Genomic DNA, 17,747 nt, shown 5'->3' on the forward strand with positions numbered 1-17,747 from the left:
GCGCCCACCCGCGGCCGCGTCCCGGCCGGCCCCCCCCCCGCCCGGGGGGCCCGGCGCGCGCCCCGCCCCCCCCCCCCCCCCCCCCCGTCTCATATGGACCCGGCCGCGCTCCGCAGCTCGTCCCGGGCCGCCATCAGTGCGAACCCCAGCAGATTGAGCCCCCGCCACTGGGCCGGCTCCTGCGCGCGCGGGTCGTCCGCCGCGAGCCCGATGCCCCAGATCCGGTCCATCGGGCTCGCCTCCACCAGCACCCGGTCACCGGTGCGCAGCAGGAACGCGGCCAGCTCGGCGTCCTGGCCGAACTTGTGCACGCTGCCCGCCACCACCAGGCCGTACCGCTCACGCTTCCAGACGGCGTCGTCGAAGCCCCGGACCAGCCGGCCGATCTTCTTCGCCTCGGCGGGGCTCTTCGCGGCCACCGCCCGCTCCGCCGCCTCCGCGTCGCCGAACAGGCGGGCCTTTTCGGCCATCATCCAGTGCTCCGCCGACGCGTACGTCACGCCGTCGACCGTGAACGGCGAGGGCCACCACTGACTCAGGCAGCTCGCGCCGATGCTGCCGTCCGGGCGCGGCCGGTGCCCCCAGAAGTGCAGGTACGTCACCTTCTCGCCGCGGCCGGCCAGCTCGACGAGGTCTTCGACACTGCGCACGTCCCCCATGTGTTCCATGCTCCGGAGTCTGCCACCCGCCACTGACAACGGGCCCGCGTGACCCAGATCACCGCCCATGGGGAGCCGAACCCGCGTCATGAACCGGCCCCGGCCCGCTCTCCCCGGTGAACGCGCCCGCCACCCGGCCGGCGCGACACGGACTTAGGGAGGCGGGCCATGAAGGGCTCGGAGGTCGGGGCAGCGGTCGAGTGGCTGGCATCGGCGGCGCCCGATCCGGTCGCCTGCCGGTGGGACTGGGAGCGCGATCCGCGGGGGATCGCGCTCCTGCCCGCCGGCAGGCGCTGGGACGTGCTCATCCTGCCGGGGGAGCTGGGCTACCCCACGCTCGACGTGCTCACCCGGCTCATCGACCGGCCGGGGCCGGTCCTCGCGGACTTCGGCGAGTCCCGGATGGGGTTCTTCGTCCCTCCGGGCACCGCCGCCCGCTGGGTCGGCACGGGCGTCCGGGGGGCCGGGCGCGGCACCTGGATCGTCGTCCCGCACCCGGGCCGCCCGGCCGGGAAGGTGCGCTGGCTCGTCCCGCCCGACGGCTCGGGCACCCTCACCGACGCCACTCTCCTGGAACTCGCGATGCACGAGGCGGCGGCGGGCCCGACGGGAGGCGAGGGGGGCTGAAGCGGCCCGCGTGACGAGTCGTCAGCGTCCGCGGGGCGGGTTCGCCGCAGGAGGTCCCCGTACGCCGGTCGCTGCCAGAGGTCTTGACAACCCGATTGGTCTGGACCATGTTGTGCGCGCCGCATCAATTCCCCGCGCCGCACCAATTCCCCCCTGTACGGAGGCCGTTGTGGAACGCACAAGACCCCCCGCCCGCATGACCGGACTGGTGGCCGCCTTCTCGGCCGCCCTGCTCGCCGTCGGCGGCCTCGCCGCATCGGCGCCCACCGCCGCCGCGGCCGACATCGAGGTGGCGAGCAACGGCACCTTCGAGGCGGGGCTGTCCGGCTGGAACTGCTCCGGCGGCAGCGGAGCGGCCGTCAGCACCCCCGTGCACGGCGGGACGTCGGCGCTGAAGGCCACCCCGGCCGGCAGCGACAACGCCAAGTGCTCCCAGTCCGTGAAGGTCAAGCCCGGCTCCACGTACACGCTGAGCGCCTGGGTGCAGGGGAGTTACGTCTACCTCGGTGCCTCGGGCACCGGCACGACGGACGTCTCCACCTGGACGCAGTCCGCCCCCGGCTGGCAGAAGCTGACGACCACCTTCACGACCGGGCCGTCCACCAGCTCGGTCGGCATCTACACGCACGGCTGGTACGGGACCCCGGCCTACTACGCCGACGACGTCAGCCTGATCGGCCCCGGCGGCGACCCGGTCGTGCTCCCCTCCGTCCCCACGGGCCTCAAGGCCGGTACGGTCACCGCCTCCTCGGTCGCCCTCTCCTGGGCGGGCTCCCCCGGGGCCACCGGCTACAACGTCTACCGGGGCGGCACCAAGGTCCAGAGCGTCACCGGGACCTCGGCGACGGTGACGGGCCTCAGCGCCTCGACCGCGTACAGCTTCCAGGTCAGCGCGGTGAACGAGGCGGGTGAGTCCGCGAAGTCCGCCGCCGTGCCGGCCACCACCGCCCAGGGCGGCGGAGGCGACGGCGGTACCGGTACCCAGCTGCCCGCCCACGCGCTCGTCGGCTATCTGCACGCCAGCTTCGCCAACGGTTCCGGCTACACGCGCATGGCGGACGTGCCCGACTCCTGGGACGTCATCGACCTGGCCTTCGGCGAGCCGACCTCCGTCACCTCGGGCGACATCCGCTTCAAGCTCTGCCCGGTCACCGAGTGCCCGAACGTCGAGTCCGAAGCCGAGTTCAAGGCGGCCATCAAGGCCAAGCAGGCCGCCGGCAAGAAGGTGCTGATCTCCATCGGCGGTCAGAACGGCCAGGTGCAGCTCGCCACCACCGCCGCGCGGGACATGTTCGTCTCCTCGGTGAGCAAGATCATCGACGAGTACGGCCTCGACGGCCTGGACATCGACTTCGAGGGCCACTCGCTCTCGCTGAACACCGGGGACACCGACTTCCGGAACCCCACCACCCCGGTGATCGTCAACCTGATCTCGGCGGTGAAGACCCTCAAGGCCAAGTACGGCGAGAAGTTCGTCCTCACCATGGCCCCCGAGACCTTCTTCGTCCAGCTCGGATACCAGTACTACGGCTCCGGTCCCTGGGGCGGCCAGGACCCGCGCGCCGGGGCCTACCTGCCGGTGATCCACGCGCTGCGCGACGACCTCACCCTGCTGCACGTCCAGGACTACAACTCGGGCTCCATCATGGGTCTGGACAACCAGTACCACTCCATGGGCGGCGCCGACTTCCACATCGCGATGACCGACATGCTGATGGCCGGCTTCCCCGTCGCCGGCGACCGGACGAAGGTCTTCCCCGGGCTGCGGCCCGACCAGATCGCGATCGGTCTGCCGGCCTCCACCCAGGCGGGCAACGGACACACCTCGCCCGCCGAGGTCACCAAGGCGCTGAACTGCCTCACCAAGAAGACCGACTGCGGTTCCTACGCCACCCACGGCACCTGGTCGGGCCTGCGCGGCCTGATGACCTGGTCCGTCAACTGGGACCGCTTCAACAACTGGGAGTTCTCGAAGAACTTCGACGCCTACTTCGGCTGACCAGCCCGTACGGCAGCAGGAGCAGCAGCCCGCACAGGAACCAGCTGCCCAGCACATCCAGCGGCCAGTGATAGCCGCGGAGCACCAGACCGATGCCCGTCATCGCCGTCAGCAGGACGGCGATGACGGGCATCATCCACGCCGGCCGCACCCGCCCGGTCAGCAGCAGCGCCGAGGCCCCGTACGCCACCGCGGCCGTCGCCGCGTGACCGGACGGGTAGAAGCCGGTGGCGTCCGTGAGCGGCCCGGGCCGGGCGATCCAGGCCTTCAGCGGTACGACGAGCAGGGGCACCGCCGCCATCGCGAGGGCAGCGCCCAGCACCTCCCACCGCCGTTCGCGCAGCAGCGACCAGCCGATCGCGCAGGCCAGCACCGGAAGGGCGACCTGCATGTTGCCGAGATCGGCGCAGAACTCGGTGAGCCACCGGGGACCGTGGCCGACGAGGGCCCGTCCGGCGCGCTCGTCGAGGCCGCGCAGTGGGCCGTCGGCGGCGATCTGCCAGGTGGTCAGCGCGAAGAGGGCCGACAGGCCCGACACCAGGGAAAGGAAAAAAGCCGTCCGCCCCGGAACTGGGGGGGTTGTTCCGGAGCGGACGAGTGGACCGGTTTGCCGCGCGCCCCGGGGGGTGTGGGGCGAGCGGCCATCCGATCGGTGAGGAGTTCCGGAGCGTGATGCCCCAGTGGTGTGCGCGAAGGCACGCCCGGGACGGTGCCGAGGAAGCCCCGACCCGGATTCACCCGCAGTCCCCTGCGGGCGGGGTGTTTCTCTCATCTGCGAAAACCGTACGTCAGGCGAAGGGGGGACCGATAGCGGGTACGGTATCCCGCCATCGGCCCCCCACCTTTTCTTCACAGGCGCACACGGAACCCGGGTTCAGATCCCGGCGAAGGCGCCTTCCAGGACGTCCAGGCCCTCGTTCAGCAGATCCTCGCCGATCACCAGCGGCGGCAGGAAGCGCAGCACGTTGCCGTACGTGCCGCAGGTCAGGACCAGGACGCCCTCGGCGTGGCACGCCTTCGCGAGCCGGGTGGCGGCCTCGGGGTTCGGGTCCTTCGTGCCCGGCTTCACCAGCTCGATGGCGATCATCGCGCCGCGGCCCCGGATGTCGCCGATCAGCCCGCCGTTCGGCAGCTTCGCGCGCATCCCTTCGAGGCGGCCCTTCATGACCTCCTCGATCCGCTTCGCCTTCTTGTTCAGGTCCAGCTCGCGCATCGTCTCGATCGCCCCGAGGGCGCCCGCGCAGGCCACGGGGTTGCCGCCGTACGTACCGCCGAGGCCGCCCGCGTGCGCCGCGTCCATGATCTCGGCGCGGCCGGTCACGGCCGACAGCGGGAGACCGCCCGCGATGCCCTTGGCCGTGGTGATCAGGTCCGGGACGATGCCCTCGTCCTCACAGGCGAACCACTGGCCGGTCCGGCAGAAGCCCGACTGGATCTCGTCGGCCACGAAGACGATGCCGTTGTCCTCGGCGAACCGGGCGATCGCCGGCAGAAAGCCCTTGGCCGGCTCGATGAAGCCGCCCTCGCCGAGCACCGGCTCGATGATGATCGCGGCGACGTTCTCCGCGCCGATCTGCTTGGTGATCTGGTCGATGGCCTGGGCGGACGCCTCCGCGCCGGCGTTCTCGGCGCCGGTCGGCCAGCGGTAGCCGTACGCCACCGGCACCCGGTACACCTCCGGCGCGAACGGGCCGAAGCCGTGCTTGTACGGCATGTTCTTGGCGGTCAGCGCCATCGTGAGGTTCGTTCGGCCGTGGTAGCCGTGGTCGAACACGACGACCGCGGTCCGCCTGGTGTACGCGCGGGCGATCTTCACCGCGTTCTCGACGGCCTCGGCGCCCGAGTTGAACAGCGCGGACTTCTTCGCGTGGTCCCCCGGGGTCAGCTCCGCGAGCCGCTCGCAGACCTCCACGTACCCCTCGTACGGCGTGACCATGAAGCAGGTGTGCGTGAAGTCCGCGAGCTGCGCGGAGGCGCGGCGCACGACGGCCTCGGCGGAGGCGCCGACCGAGGTCACGGCGATACCGGAACCGAAGTCGATCAGGCGGTTGCCGTCCACGTCCTCGATGATCCCGCCGCCCGCCCGCGCGGTGAACACCGGCAGCGTGGAGCCGACGCCCGCGGCGACCGCCGCGAGCCGGCGGTCTTGCAGCTCGACCGACTTCGGACCGGGGATGGCGGTGACGAGTCGGCGCTCCTGCGGGATTTCGGTCATGCGGGGCTCCTGGGGGTGTTTCGGACGCTTCTTCGCTGTGCAGGCTAGGCGCGGGAGCGTGGGCGGGGCATGCTCCGATCGGTAGTGGTCGCGTACGTGTCGTTGTCCACGAAGGACAGAAGGCGGCGCGGAGGTACGGGGCGTCATCCCGGCGGTCACTATCCGGGCGCGTTGCTGAACTCACCGTGTGCGCGCACTAGATTGGCCGTTGCAGCGACGGACCTGGCTGGTCAAGGGGGCAACGGTTCATGGACAACGACGGTACGCACGGCGCGTGGGAGACGCGGGGCACGCAGCCGCCCGAGGCGCGCGCCAAAGGCTCCGTACCGCGTCCGGCGGGTCCGCCCCCCACCGCCCCGCCCGCCTACCCGCCCGCGGTCCCGCCGCCCGCCCGGCCCCCCGCCGTGCCGCCGCCCCTCCCGCACACCCCGGCCCCGGGCACCGCCGCGCCCACCGCCGACTGGTTCAACGCGCCCCGCCCCGAGGCGGGACCCGGCGTCTGGCGGTACGGATTCACGCCCCGGCCGGCCGAGCGCCCGCCGCGCCCCTCACTGGTGGGCCCGGCCGCGACGCTCGTCCTGTGGCTCCTGCTCTGGCTGCTGCTCACCGAGCGCAGCGTCCCCTACGTCAGCAAGCCGATCGAGATCATCACCGGCCCCGAGTGGTGGACCTTCGGCGGGCTCAGGGACGACGCCCCCGCCCTCGTCGTCAACTCCACGACCCTCTATTACCAGGTGCTCGTCCTCGGCCTCGGCTTCTGGGCCGCCCGGGTCGGCGGCTGGGCAGGCGTCTTCCGCTACTTCGCCGGCCCGAACCTCGCCCGCGCCCGGCTCGTCCTCACCCTGGGCGGCGCGCTGCTCACCCTGTGGCTCGTCTGGACGCGCCGGGTCCCCCTCGCCGACCTCGTCTTCCCCGCGGTCCCCACCAGCTGGATGCAGGGCGGCGGCAACAAGTACGCGGCGCTGCTCGTCGTGCTCGTGCTCTACGCCCTGATCGGCTCCGCGATCGCCTGGCCGTTCGCCCGGACCGGCCACTGGTCGACGGAGCTCGGCCCCTTCCTCCGCCGCGAGCCCGCCCCGCAGGAGCCCACCGCCGCCCCCGCCCCGGCGGACGGCCCCCTGCGCGCCCACTGGCCCGACCTGCGTGCCGCCGGTTCGGCCGACGCCGCCGAAGCGCTGACCGCCGCCGTCTACGCGGGCCGGATGAACGACGTGGACTGCGTACGGGTGGGCCACGCCTGGAACGGGGCGCGCGGCCGCCCCGACCGGCTGGCCTCCTTCACGGAGACCGTGCTGCGCAAGGGGGCCGACGCCTTCCTGCACCCCTCCGGCTTCCGGGACGTGCCCCGGCGCACCGCCACCCACGACCCGCTCACCGGCCAGGTCCGCATCGGGGAGTGCGCCGACGACCCGCGCAACCCCTACCCGCGCCGGGGCTCCGGCATGGCGCTGGAACCCGCGTCGCTCGGCACCTCCCTGCTGGCCGTCGGGCCGCCGGGGTCCGGCAAGACCGAGCGGGTCGTCCGGCCCGTCGTGGAAGCCCTCGCGCTGCGGGCGCTCACCGGCCAGGCGGCGGTGCTCGCCGTCGGCGGGGCGGGCGGCGGGCTCGGCCCGGACGACGCCTACGACGTCGTCATCCGCATCGGCGATCCCGCGTCCCTGCACGACTTCGACCTGTACGGCGGCACCACCGACCCGGACGAGGCCGCGGCCGCACTCGCCGAGGGGCTGGCCGGGGACATCCCCACCCTGGACACCCGGCGCGCCGCGACCGCCCTCGGGCAGCTGCTCGGCCCGTTCCGCACGGTCCACGGCCGCTTCCCCTCCGTACCCGAACTCCGCGAACTCCTCGAAGGCTCCGCCACCGCGCTCGGCGCCCTGCGCGAGGCCCTGGAGGCCGGGGGCCACCAGGCGATGCTGCGCGAACTGGAGGCCAGGGCCCGGCAGGCGGGCGGCGGCGCCGACCCGGCCGCCGTCCTGGCCGACCGGATCGCCGCGCTCGACCGGCCCGCCTTCGCCGGGTTCTTCGCCACCGGCGAGGACGCCCGGCCGTTCTCGCTGCGCTCCCTGGGCAGGCACCCGCTGCGGGTCCGCGTCGACCTGCCGGAGCGGGTCCACGCCGAGGCGTCCCGCATCCTGGCCCGCCTGGTGCTCGCCCAGTTCAACGCCGTCGCCGCCGCCCGCACCGACCGCTCGCTGTTCGTCTGCCTCGTGCTGGACGACGCCACCCACACCGTCACCGCCGACACCGTCCGGGGCATCCGCCGCCTCCGGTCCGTCAACGCCGGGGCGGTCCTCGCCCTGCGCACCCTGGACGACGTGCCGGAGGGGCTGCACTCGGCGCTGCTCGGTGCGTTCGGCTGCACCATGGTCTTCCCCGGCCTCACCACCTGGGACGGCAAGCGCTTCGCGGAGGCGTGGGGCAAGGAATGGGTGGAGGTCCGCGAGGTCGCCCAGCACGGCGTCTTCGCCGACCAGCCGCTCACCCGCGCCCTGCACTCCCTGCGCAAGATGGCCACCGGCAAGGCCGTGACCACGGACGCGGTGACCGTGCGCCAGGTCGAGCGGGAGCGGTGGTCCGCCTCCGCGCTCGCCTACGAACTGCCGCACGGCCACGCGGTGCTCTCCCTGACCACGGTCGGCGGCGAGCACATGCCCCCGCTGCTCGTGCGGCTGGCCGGCTGACGACAGGGGAGGGGCGGCAGGTGTCCCGGGGGACACGAGTGGCAGCGGTGAGGGGAAAGGCGGCAGGGGCGCGAGGGACACGAGTGGCAGCGGTGACAGGAACTCTGCCACCCTGGCAGAATCGAAGTGAGCCGTTCATACGGGACGGCGAAATCGCCCCCTGCCGAAGGCCCTCATCCCCATGCCGCCCACGCTCGCCTCGCTCGTCCAGCACTCGGCGCTCAAACTCACGGTGCGCGCGGGGGCGGACCGCCTCGACACCCCGGTGCGCTGGGCGCACGCCAGCGAGCTGACCGACCCCGTCCCCTACATGGAGGGCGGCGAACTGCTACTGGTCACCGCGACCAACCTGGACGCCGACAACCCCGAGGCGATGGGACGTTACGTGCGCCGGCTCGCCGACGCCGGGGTCGCCGGGCTCGGCTTCGCCGTCGGCGTCAACTACGACGAGGTGCCCCGGCCCCTGATCGGTGCCGCCGAGGAAGCCGGGCTCCCGCTGCTCGAAGTGCCCCGTCGCACCCCCTTCATCGCCATCGCCAAGGCCGTCTCCTCGCACATCGCGGCCGACCAGTATCGCGCGGTCACCGCCGGCTTCGAGGCGCAGCGGGAGCTGACGAGCGCGGCGCTCGCCGGGGACGGTCCGGCCGCCCTCCTCGCCCGCCTCGCCGCCCACGTCAACGGCTGGGCCGCCCTCTACGACACCGCCGGAGCCGTCGTGGCCGCCGCGCCCGACTGGGCGGCCCGCCGCGCAGCCCGGCTCACCCCCGAGGTGGAACGGCTGCGGGCCCGCCCGGCCCCGGCCAGCATCGTCGTCGGCGACACCGACGACCGCGTCGAGCTCCAGTCCCTGGGCACCGGCCGCCGGGTCCGCGGCGCCCTCGCCGTCGGCACCGGGGCGGCCCTCGGCACCGCCGAGCGCTACGCCGTGCACTCGGCGGTCGCCCTGCTCACCCTCACCACCGCCCGCTCCCGCGCCCTCCAGGGCGCCGAACAGCGCCTCGGCGCGGCGGTGCTGCGGATGCTGCTCGCGGGCCAGCCCGACCATGCCCGCGCGGTCGCCGGGGACCTCTACGGCGGGCTGCTCGACGCCCCCTTCCGGCTGCTCATCGCCGAGGGCCAGGACCCCTCGGCCACGGCGCTCCTGGCCGACGCGCTGGACACCGCCGCCGACCGGTCCGGCGAGACCCTGCTGATGGTGCCCGAGGGCGAGCGCCTGCTGGTGCTGGCCGCCGACGGCGGCGCGGCGGTGACCGCCTGCCAGACGTACGCCGAGGCGCAGGACCAGCTGACGCCGCGCGAGCCGGCCGCCGCCCAGGAGACCGATGTCGTGGTGGGCATGTCCGCACCGGCGGGCCCGGTCGCCGTGTCCGCCGCGTACAAGCAGGCCGAGCAGGCCCTCTCGGTGGCCCGCCGCCGGGGCAGGGCCCTGGTCGAGCACGCGGAGCTGGCTACCGGGTCCGTGCTGCCGCTGCTCGCCGACGACGCGGTGCGGGCCTTCGCGGACGGCATGCTCCGCGCCCTGTACGAGCACGACGCCAAGGGCCGGGGCGATCTGGTCGCCTCCGTGCGCGCCTGGCTCTCGCACCACGGCCAGTGGGACGCGGCCGCAGCCGACCTGGGAGTCCACCGGCACACCCTGCGCTACCGGATGCGGCGGGTGGAGGAGATCCTCGGGCGCTCGCTGGACGACCCGGACGTCCGGATGGAGCTCTGGCTCGCCCTGAAGGTCACCTCGGCCCCTGGCCAATAAGGCGCGCTCCGGACCCGCTCTGCTCCACGCAGGACAAGCGCCGGGCGGCCTTCCCGGCCCTACCGTGGGGGCGGACACACCCCACGCCATCGAAGGGCCGGAACTCCATGACCTCCACCCACGCCTTCTGGCTGGCCGGCCGCCAGGCCACCGGCGAGGAAAGCTTCGACGTCACCAACTCCTGGGACGGGCGCCTCGTCGGGGCGGTCTCCGTCCCGACGGAGGCCCAGGTCGAGGAGGCCGTCGCCGCCGCGCACGCCGTGCGCGAGGAGTTCGCCGCGACCCCGGCCCACGTCCGCGCCGCCGCGCTCGACCACGTGGCCCGCCGGCTCGCCGAGCGCACCGAGGAGATCGCCCGGCTGATCTCCGCCGAGAACGGCAAGCCCATCAAGTGGGCGCGCGGCGAGGTCGGGCGGGCCGTGTCCGTCTTCCGCTTCGCCTCCGAGGAGGCCCGCCGGTTCAACAGCGGCGAGGCCCAGCGCCTGGACACCGACGCCGGCGGCACCGGCCGGCTCGGCCTGACCCGGCGCTTCCCGCGCGGCACGGTCCTCGGCATCGCGCCCTTCAACTTCCCGCTGAACCTGAGCGCCCACAAGGTCGCCCCGGCCATCGCCGTCGGTGTCCCGATCATCCTCAAGCCGGCCCCGGCCACCCCGGTCTCCTCGCTGGTCCTGGGCGAGCTGCTGGCCGAGACCGGCCTCCCGGCCGGCTCCTGGTCCGTCCTCACCGTCCCCAACGACCGGATGCCCGCCCTGGTCCAGGACGAGCGGCTGCCCGTGATCTCCTTCACCGGGTCGGCCCCCGTCGGCTACGCGATCATGGACTCGGTGCCCCGTAAGCACTGCACGCTGGAGCTCGGCGGCAACGGGGCCGCCGTCGTCCTCGGCGACTACGCCTCCGACGAGGACCTGGACTGGGCGGCGAACCGCATCGCCACCTTCTCCAACTACCAGGGCGGCCAGTCCTGCATCTCGGTCCAGCGCGTCATCGCCGACGCCGCGGTCTACGACCGCCTGCTGCCCAGGATCGTCGCCGCCGTGGAGGCCCAGGTCACCGGTGACCCGTCCGACCCCACCACCGACGTCGGCCCGCTCGTGGACGAGGCCGCCGCCCGGCGCGTCGAGTCCTGGGTCGACGAGGCCGTCGCGGCGGGCGCCCAGCTCCTCGCGGGCGGCAGGCGCGACGGATCGACGTACGCCCCGACCGTCCTCGCCGGGCTGCCCGACGGCGTCACCCTCGCCACCGAGGAGGTCTTCGGCCCGGTCCTGTCCGTGCAGAAGGTGACCGGCGAGGCCGAGGCGTTCGCCGCCGTCAACGCCTCGCAGTACGGCCTCCAGGCAGGCGTGTTCACCCACGACATCCAGGCCGCCTTCCGCGCCCACCGCGCGCTGGAGGTCGGCGGCGTGATCATCGGCGACGTCCCCTCGTACCGCGCCGACCAGATGCCGTACGGCGGAGCCAAGCAGTCCGGCGTGGGCCGCGAGGGCGTCCGCTACGCGATGGACGACTACACCTACGAGCGCGTCCTCGTCCTCACGGGCCTCGCGCTCTGACGCCCACGCGGGCGCATGCCGCACCCGGCGGCGGGCAGTGGAGTGGCGGCCGACCCGATCGGCGCCCCGAGGCTGGTCGGGGCGGCGGGAATCGGGTACATACGGACGAGTAGAACCGGACAGGTACGCACGGGCGGCGCTCCCGCCCGTGCGCCTGCCGGGTACTCCCACCCGACGACGCGGCGAGGTGAGCCCTCATGTCCGCTCCATCCGCACAACAGCCCACGCCCAAGGTCACCGAACGCGAAGCGCGCCAGGTCGCCGAGGACGCCCGGGAACAGGACTGGCGCAAACCCAGCTTCGCCAAGGAACTCTTCCTCGGCCGCTTCCGCCTGGACCTGATCCACCCGCACCCGCAGCCCGCCGGCGAGGACGTCCGGCGCGGCGAGGAATTCCTCGCCCGGCTCCGCGAGTTCTGCGAGACCCGGGTCGACAGCGCCCTCATCGAACGCGAGGCGAAAATTCCCGACGAGGTCGTGAACGGCCTCAAGGAACTCGGCGCGCTCGGCATGAAGATCGACGTCAAGTACGGCGGCCTCGGCCTGACCCAGGTCTACTACAACCGCGCCCTCGCCCTGGCCGGCTCCGCGAGCCCCGCGATCGGTGCGCTGCTCTCCGCCCACCAGTCGATCGGCGTGCCGCAGCCCCTGAAGACCTTCGGCACCCAGGAGCAGAAGGACACCTTCCTGCCCCGGCTGGCCCGCACCGACATCTCGGCCTTCCTCCTCACCGAGCCGGACGTCGGCTCCGACCCGGCGCGGCTCGCCACCACCGCCGTCCGGGACGGCGACGACTACGTCCTCGACGGAGTCAAGCTGTGGACCACCAACGGCGTCGTCGCGGACCTGCTGGTCGTCATGGCACGCGTACCGAAGTCGCCGGAGGGCAAGGGCGGCATCACCGCGTTCGTGGTCGAGGCGGACGCCCCCGGCATCACCGTGGAGCACCGCAACGCCTTCATGGGCCTGCGCGGCATCGAGAACGGCGTCACCCGCTTCCACCAGGTGCGCGTGCCCGCCGCCAACCGCATCGGGCCCGAGGGCGCCGGACTCAAGATCGCGCTCACCACGCTCAACACCGGCCGGCTCTCGCTGCCCGCGATGTGCGTCGGCTCCGGCAAGTGGTGCCTGAAGATCGCCCGCGAGTGGTCCGCCGTCCGCGAGCAGTGGGGCAGGCCGGTCGCCCGGCACGAGGCCGTCGGCTCCAAGATCGCCTTCATCGCCGCGACCACCTTCGCCCTCGAAGCCGTGGTCGACCTCGCCTCGCAGATGGCCGACGAGGACCGCAACGACATCCGCATCGAGGCGGCGCTCGCCAAGCTGTACGGCTCCGAGATGGGCTGCCTGATCGCCGACGAACTGGTCCAGATCCGCGGCGGACGCGGCTTCGAGACCGCCGCGTCCCTCGCCGCCCGGGGCGAACGGGCCGTGCCCGCCGAGCAGATGCTCCGCGACATGCGGATCAACCGCATCTTCGAGGGCTCCACGGAGATCATGCACCTGCTCATCGCACGTGAGGCCGTCGACGCCCACCTCAAGGTCGCCGGCGACATCATCGACCCCGACAAGCCGCTCTCCGCCAAGGCGAAGGCCGGTGCCAACGCGGCCGGCTTCTACGCCACGTGGCTGCCCAAGCTCGTCGCGGGCCCGGGTCAGCTCCCCACCGCCTACGCGGAGTTCCACCCGGCCGGCCACCCGGACCTGGCCACGCATCTGCGGTACGTCGAACGCGCCTCGCGCAAGCTGGCCCGCTCCACGTTCTACGCCATGTCCCGCTGGCAGGGCCGGATGGAGACCAAACAGGGCTTCCTCGGCCGGATCGTGGACATCGGCGCCGAACTCTTCGCGATGAGCGCCGCCTGCGTCCGCGCCGAGCACCTGCGCGCCACGGACGAGCACGGCCGCGAGGCGTACCAGCTCGCCGACGCCTTCTGCCGCCAGGCCCGCATCCGCGTCGAGGAGCTGTTCACCCGGCTCTGGTCCAACACCGACGACCTCGACCGGCGCGTCGTGGAGGGCGTTCTGTCCGGCACGTACGGCTGGCTGGAGGAGGGCGTGGTCGACCCGAGCGGCGAGGGCCCCTGGATCGCCGACGCGACCCCCGGCCCGTCGACGCAGGAGAACGTGCACCGGCCCATCCGCTGAGCGGCCGGGGCAGGATGGGGCGCGTCCAGTCGCTGGACGCGCCCCGCCGCATGCCCCGGTCCACGGCAGGATGGGCGCCCGTGACCGTCATCCATGTCCCCGGTTCCAAGTCCGTCACCGCGCGCGCCCTCTTCCTGGCCGCCGCTGCGAACGGCCGAAGCACGCTCGTACGCCCGCTCCGCTCCGACGACACCGAGGGGTTCGCGGCCGGTCTCACCGCGCTCGGCTACGAGGTCGAGCAGGAGGCGGAGGCCTGGCACATCACCGGCCGCCCCGCCGGGCCCGCCGCCACCGAGGCCGAGGTCTACTGCCGTGACGGGGCCACCACCGCCCGCTTCCTGCCCACCCTCGCGGCGGCCGGCGCCCGCGGCAGCTACCGCTTCGACGCCTCCGCGCAGATGCGCCGCCGCCCCCTGGCCCCGCTCACCGAGGCCCTGCGCACCCTCGGCGTCGACCTGCGCCACGAGGAGGCCGAGGGCCACCACCCGCTGCGCATCGAGGCCGCGGGCATCAAGGGCGGCGAGCTCACCCTGGACGCCGGGCAGTCCAGTCAGTACCTCACCGCCCTGCTGATGCTCGGCCCGCTCACGGAGACCGGGCTGCGGATCACCGTCACCGACCTCGTCTCGGCGCCCTACATCGAGATCACCCTGGCGATGATGCGCTCCTTCGGCGCCCGGGTCACCCGGAGCGGCCCCGAGGGCGCCGTCTTCACCGTGGAGCCCGGCGGCTACCGCGCCACCACCTACGCCGTCGAACCCGACGCCTCCACCGCGAGCTACTTCTTCGCCGCCGCCGCCCTCACCGGCCGCGAGATCACCGTCCCCGGACTCGCCGAGGGCGCACTCCAGGGGGACCTGCGGTTCACCGACGTCCTGCGCCGCATGGGCGCCGACGTGACCATGAAGGACGGCGCCACCACGGTCCGCTCGACCGGCACCCTGAGCGGCCTCACCGTCAACATGCGCGACATCTCCGACACCATGCCCACCCTCGCCGCGATCGCCCCCTTCGCCTCGGGGCCCGTACGCATTGAGGACGTCGGCAACACCCGCGTGAAGGAGTGCGACCGGCTGGAGGCGTGCGCGGACAACCTGCGGCGCATGGGCATCACGGTCACCACGGGCCCCGACTGGATCGAGATCCGGCCCGGCACGCCCCGGCCCGTCGAGATCGAGACGCACGGCGACCACCGCATCGTCATGTCGTTCGCGGTCGCCGGCCTGCGCACCCCCGGCATCACGTACGACGACCCCGGCTGCGTACGCAAGACGTTCCCCGGCTTCCACGAGGCGTTCGCCGCCGCCACCGGCTGAGGAGGAGCGCGGGGAGGGGGACACGGACGGGCCGGCCCGGGGCACCCTGTCCCCGCGCACAGGGGGAGCGGCGACAATGGGGCGCATGACCGACAGCCCTGCCCCTCTCGCCGACCCGCACCTCGTCTTCGACGCCGTGGAAGGACGCCGGGATCTCGTCATCCTCGGCTCCACCGGGTCCATCGGCACCCAGGCCATCGACCTGGTGCTGCGCAACCCCGACCGCTTCCGCGTCACCGCGCTGTCCGCGGCCGGCGGCCGGGTCGCCCTCCTCGCCGAGCAGGCCCGCCTGCTGAAGGTGCGCACCGTCGGCGTCGCCTCGCCCGAGGCCGTACCCGCCCTGCGCGAGGCGCTGCGCCAGGAGTACGGGGCAGGCGAGCCGCTCCCCGGGATCCTCGCCGGACCCGACGCGGCGACGGAGCTGGCCGCGAGCGACTGCCACACCGTGCTCAACGGGATCACCGGCTCCATCGGACTCGCCCCCACCCTGGCCGCCCTGAAGGCGGGCCGCACCCTGGCGCTCGCCAACAAGGAGTCCCTGATCGTCGGCGGCCCCCTGGTCAAGGCACTGGCCGCCCCGGGGCAGATCATCCCCGTCGACTCGGAGCACGCCGCGCTCTTCCAGGCGCTCGCCGGCGGCACCCGCGCCGATGTGCGCCGGCTCGTCGTCACCGCGTCCGGCGGCCCCTTCCGCGGCCGCACCAGGAGCGAGCTGGCCGACGTCACCCCCGAGCAGGCCCTGGCGCACCCGACCTGGGCCATGGGCCCGGTCATCACCGTGAACTCGGCCACCCTGGTCAACAAGGGCCTCGAAGTCATCGAGGCGCACCTGCTCTACGACATCCCCTTCGACCGCATCGAGGTCGTCGTCCACCCCCAGTCCTACGTGCACTCCATGGTCGAGTTCACCGACGGCTCCACGCTCGCCCAGTGCACCCCGCCCGACATGCGCGGCCCCATCGCCATCGGCCTCGGCTGGCCGCTGCGCGTCCCGGACGCGGCGCCCGCGTTCGACTGGACGAAGGCGTCCACCTGGGAGTTCCTCCCGCTGGACACCGAAGCCTTCCCGTCCGTCGGTCTCGCCCGGCACGTCGGCGCGCTGGGCGGCACCGCGCCCGCCGTGTTCAACGCGGCCAACGAGGAGTGCGTCGACGCGTTCCTGTCCGGGAAGCTGCCCTTCAACGGCATCATGGACACGGTCACCGCGGTGGTGGGCGAACACGGCACACCGGAATCGGGAACTTCTCTCACCGTCGCGGACGTACTCGAAGCGGAGACCTGGGCGCGGACCCGGGCCCGGGAACTCTCGGCCAAGGCCATTGCGGAGGCACGCGCATGAGCATGACGACGATCCTGCTGACGATTCTCGGCATCGCCGTCTTCGCGTTCGGTCTGCTCTTCTCCATCGCCTGGCACGAGCTGGGCCACCTCTCCACCGCCAAGCTCTTCGGCGTCCGCGTGCCCCAGTACATGGTCGGCTTCGGCCCCACCATCTGGTCCCGCAAGAAGGGCGACACGGAGTACGGCATCAAGGCCATCCCGGCCGGCGGCTACATCCGGATGATCGGGATGTTCCCGCCCGGCCCCGACGGGAAGCTGGAGGCCCGCTCCACCTCGCCCTGGCGCGGCATGATCGAGGACGCCAGATCCGCCTCCTTCGAGGAGTTGCAGCCGGGCGACGAGGACCGCCTCTTCTACACCCGCAAGCCGTGGAAACGCGTCATCGTCATGTTCGCCGGCCCCTTCATGAACCTGGTGCTGGCCGTCGCGATCTTCCTCGGCGTCGCCATGTCCTTCGGCTTCCAGACCAACACCACCGAGGTCGCCGGCGTCCAGAAGTGCGTCATCCCGCAGAGCGCCAAGCGCGAGACCTGCGAGAAGTCCGACGCCGTCTCGCCCGCGCAGGCCGCCGGGCTGAAGAAGGGCGACCGGATCGTCGCCTTCGACGGCGAGCGGATGGACTCCTGGGACACCCTCTCCGACCGCATCCGCGACACCGTCGGGCCCGCCACCATCACGGTGGAACGCGACGGACAGGAGAAGGACCTGCACGCGGTCCTCCTGAAGAACGCCGTCGCCAAGAAGGACTCCCACGGCGAAGCGGTCGCCGGCGAGTTCGTCACGGCCGGCTACCTCGGCTTCGCCGCCCAGACGAAGATCCTCCCGCTCTCCTTCGGCGACTCGGTCGTCCGCATGGGCGACATGGTGGAGAACGGCGTCGACTCGATCATCGCCCTCCCCTCCAAGATCCCCGCCCTGTGGGACGCCGCCTTCGGCGACGGCGAGCGAGCGGCGGACTCCCCGGTAGGCGTCGTCGGCGCGGCGCGCATCGGCGGCGAGGTGATGACGCTGGACGTCCCGGCGGAGAACCAGATCGCGATGATGCTGTTCCTGCTGGCCGGCTTCAACCTCTCGCTGTTCCTCTTCAACATGCTGCCGCTGCTCCCGCTCGACGGCGGCCACATCGCGGGGGCCCTGTGGGAGGCGCTGCGCCGGAACACGGCCCGCATCTTCAAGCGCCCCGACCCCGGCCCGTTCGACGTCGCCAAGCTGATGCCCGTCGCCTACGTGGTCGCCGGGGTCTTCATCTGCTTCACCCTGCTCGTCCTCGTCGCCGACGTGGTCAACCCGGTCAAGATCTCCTGACCCGGGCACGCCGGACGTGTCCGGTGCACCGCGAGTGACCGGCGGTGTGCGGGGCGCGTCCGGCGGGCCGACATTCCGTACGGGGCCGGACGCGGTGTGCTCCCGGCCGCTTCCGGTGACGTAACCTCGAAGGCCGGAGCCCGCCGATACCGGG

12 protein-coding genes are annotated in these 17,747 nt (G+C 73.1%); 9 read left to right on the top strand and 3 right to left on the bottom strand.

Features of this window, described 5'->3' with window-relative positions; genetic code table 11:
• Positions 1–89 precede the first annotated feature (89 nt).
• Positions 90–659: an NADAR family protein gene (locus ACLQ2N_RS03565; RefSeq protein WP_425808995.1), complete on the bottom strand. Its 570-nt coding sequence runs from the start codon at positions 657–659 to the stop codon at positions 90–92.
• A 168-nt stretch (positions 660–827) separates the two neighbouring features.
• Here ACLQ2N_RS03565 and ACLQ2N_RS03570 point away from each other — a divergent pair, with 168 nt between their 5' ends.
• Positions 828–1,286, top strand: coding sequence for a hypothetical protein (locus ACLQ2N_RS03570; RefSeq protein WP_425808849.1), 459 nt, complete (start codon positions 828–830; stop codon positions 1,284–1,286).
• A gap of 169 nt (positions 1,287–1,455) precedes the next feature.
• Positions 1,456–3,285, top strand: coding sequence for a chitinase (locus tag ACLQ2N_RS03575; protein ID WP_425808851.1), 1,830 nt, complete (start codon positions 1,456–1,458; stop codon positions 3,283–3,285).
• On the opposite strand, the gene ACLQ2N_RS03580 is transcribed toward ACLQ2N_RS03575, so the two are convergent.
• Entirely contained in the window at positions 3,239–4,057 is an 819-nt protein-coding gene (locus tag ACLQ2N_RS03580; RefSeq protein WP_425808853.1) for a phosphatase PAP2 family protein, read from the bottom strand. The genes ACLQ2N_RS03575 and ACLQ2N_RS03580 overlap by 47 nt on opposite strands.
• A gap of 102 nt (positions 4,058–4,159) precedes the next feature.
• On the bottom strand, positions 4,160–5,500 hold the full coding sequence (gene gabT, locus ACLQ2N_RS03585; protein ID WP_425808855.1) for a 4-aminobutyrate--2-oxoglutarate transaminase: 1,341 nt from the start codon (positions 5,498–5,500) through the stop codon (positions 4,160–4,162).
• A 248-nt stretch (positions 5,501–5,748) separates the two neighbouring features.
• On the opposite strand from gabT, the gene ACLQ2N_RS03590 reads away from it, so the two are divergent.
• From ACLQ2N_RS03590 to ACLQ2N_RS03620, 7 genes are all read left to right on the top strand, one after another.
• Positions 5,749–8,184 (top strand): ATP/GTP-binding protein, encoded by a 2,436-nt coding sequence (locus ACLQ2N_RS03590; protein ID WP_425808857.1) that lies wholly within the window; start codon positions 5,749–5,751, stop codon positions 8,182–8,184.
• 181 nt (positions 8,185–8,365) lie between these two features.
• Complete coding sequence (locus ACLQ2N_RS03595; protein ID WP_425808859.1) at positions 8,366–9,934, top strand: PucR family transcriptional regulator; 1,569 nt, start codon at positions 8,366–8,368, stop codon at positions 9,932–9,934.
• Between the two features lie 107 nt (positions 9,935–10,041).
• Positions 10,042–11,487, top strand: coding sequence for an aldehyde dehydrogenase family protein (locus ACLQ2N_RS03600; protein ID WP_425808861.1), 1,446 nt, complete (start codon positions 10,042–10,044; stop codon positions 11,485–11,487).
• 197 nt (positions 11,488–11,684) lie between these two features.
• On the top strand, positions 11,685–13,631 hold the full coding sequence (locus ACLQ2N_RS03605; protein WP_425808863.1) for an acyl-CoA dehydrogenase family protein: 1,947 nt from the start codon (positions 11,685–11,687) through the stop codon (positions 13,629–13,631).
• An 80-nt stretch (positions 13,632–13,711) separates the two neighbouring features.
• Entirely contained in the window at positions 13,712–14,947 is a 1,236-nt protein-coding gene (gene aroA, locus ACLQ2N_RS03610; protein ID WP_425808865.1) for a 3-phosphoshikimate 1-carboxyvinyltransferase, read from the top strand.
• Between the two features lie 76 nt (positions 14,948–15,023).
• On the top strand, positions 15,024–16,286 hold the full coding sequence (gene dxr, locus ACLQ2N_RS03615) for a 1-deoxy-D-xylulose-5-phosphate reductoisomerase (protein WP_425808867.1): 1,263 nt from the start codon (positions 15,024–15,026) through the stop codon (positions 16,284–16,286).
• Positions 16,283–17,593 (top strand): M50 family metallopeptidase, encoded by a 1,311-nt coding sequence (locus tag ACLQ2N_RS03620; protein ID WP_425808869.1) that lies wholly within the window; start codon positions 16,283–16,285, stop codon positions 17,591–17,593. The genes dxr and ACLQ2N_RS03620 overlap by 4 nt, the downstream gene beginning before the upstream one ends.
• Positions 17,594–17,747 lie beyond the last annotated feature (154 nt).

The organism is Streptomyces sp. DT224 (assembly GCF_049844595.1).
In the GTDB taxonomy this organism is placed as follows: Bacteria; Actinomycetota; Actinomycetes; order Streptomycetales; family Streptomycetaceae; genus Streptomyces.

Bases quoted from the DNA above. Each gene is read 5' to 3' on its own strand.
- ACLQ2N_RS03565 (WP_425808995.1), bottom strand. From the start codon at position 659: ATGGGGGACGTGCGCAGTGTCGAAGACCTCGTCGAGCTGGCCGGCCGC.
- ACLQ2N_RS03570 (WP_425808849.1), top strand. From the start codon at position 828: ATGAAGGGCTCGGAGGTCGGGGCAGCGGTCGAGTGGCTGGCATCGGCG.
- ACLQ2N_RS03580 (WP_425808853.1), bottom strand. From the start codon at position 4,057: ATGAGAGAAACACCCCGCCCGCAGGGGACTGCGGGTGAATCCGGGTCG.
- gabT (WP_425808855.1), bottom strand. From the start codon at position 5,500: ATGACCGAAATCCCGCAGGAGCGCCGACTCGTCACCGCCATCCCCGGT.
- ACLQ2N_RS03590 (WP_425808857.1), top strand. From the start codon at position 5,749: ATGGACAACGACGGTACGCACGGCGCGTGGGAGACGCGGGGCACGCAG.
- ACLQ2N_RS03595 (WP_425808859.1), top strand. From the start codon at position 8,366: ATGCCGCCCACGCTCGCCTCGCTCGTCCAGCACTCGGCGCTCAAACTC.
- ACLQ2N_RS03600 (WP_425808861.1), top strand. From the start codon at position 10,042: ATGACCTCCACCCACGCCTTCTGGCTGGCCGGCCGCCAGGCCACCGGC.
- ACLQ2N_RS03605 (WP_425808863.1), top strand. From the start codon at position 11,685: ATGTCCGCTCCATCCGCACAACAGCCCACGCCCAAGGTCACCGAACGC.
- dxr (WP_425808867.1), top strand. From the start codon at position 15,024: ATGGGGCGCATGACCGACAGCCCTGCCCCTCTCGCCGACCCGCACCTC.
- ACLQ2N_RS03620 (WP_425808869.1), top strand. From the start codon at position 16,283: ATGAGCATGACGACGATCCTGCTGACGATTCTCGGCATCGCCGTCTTC.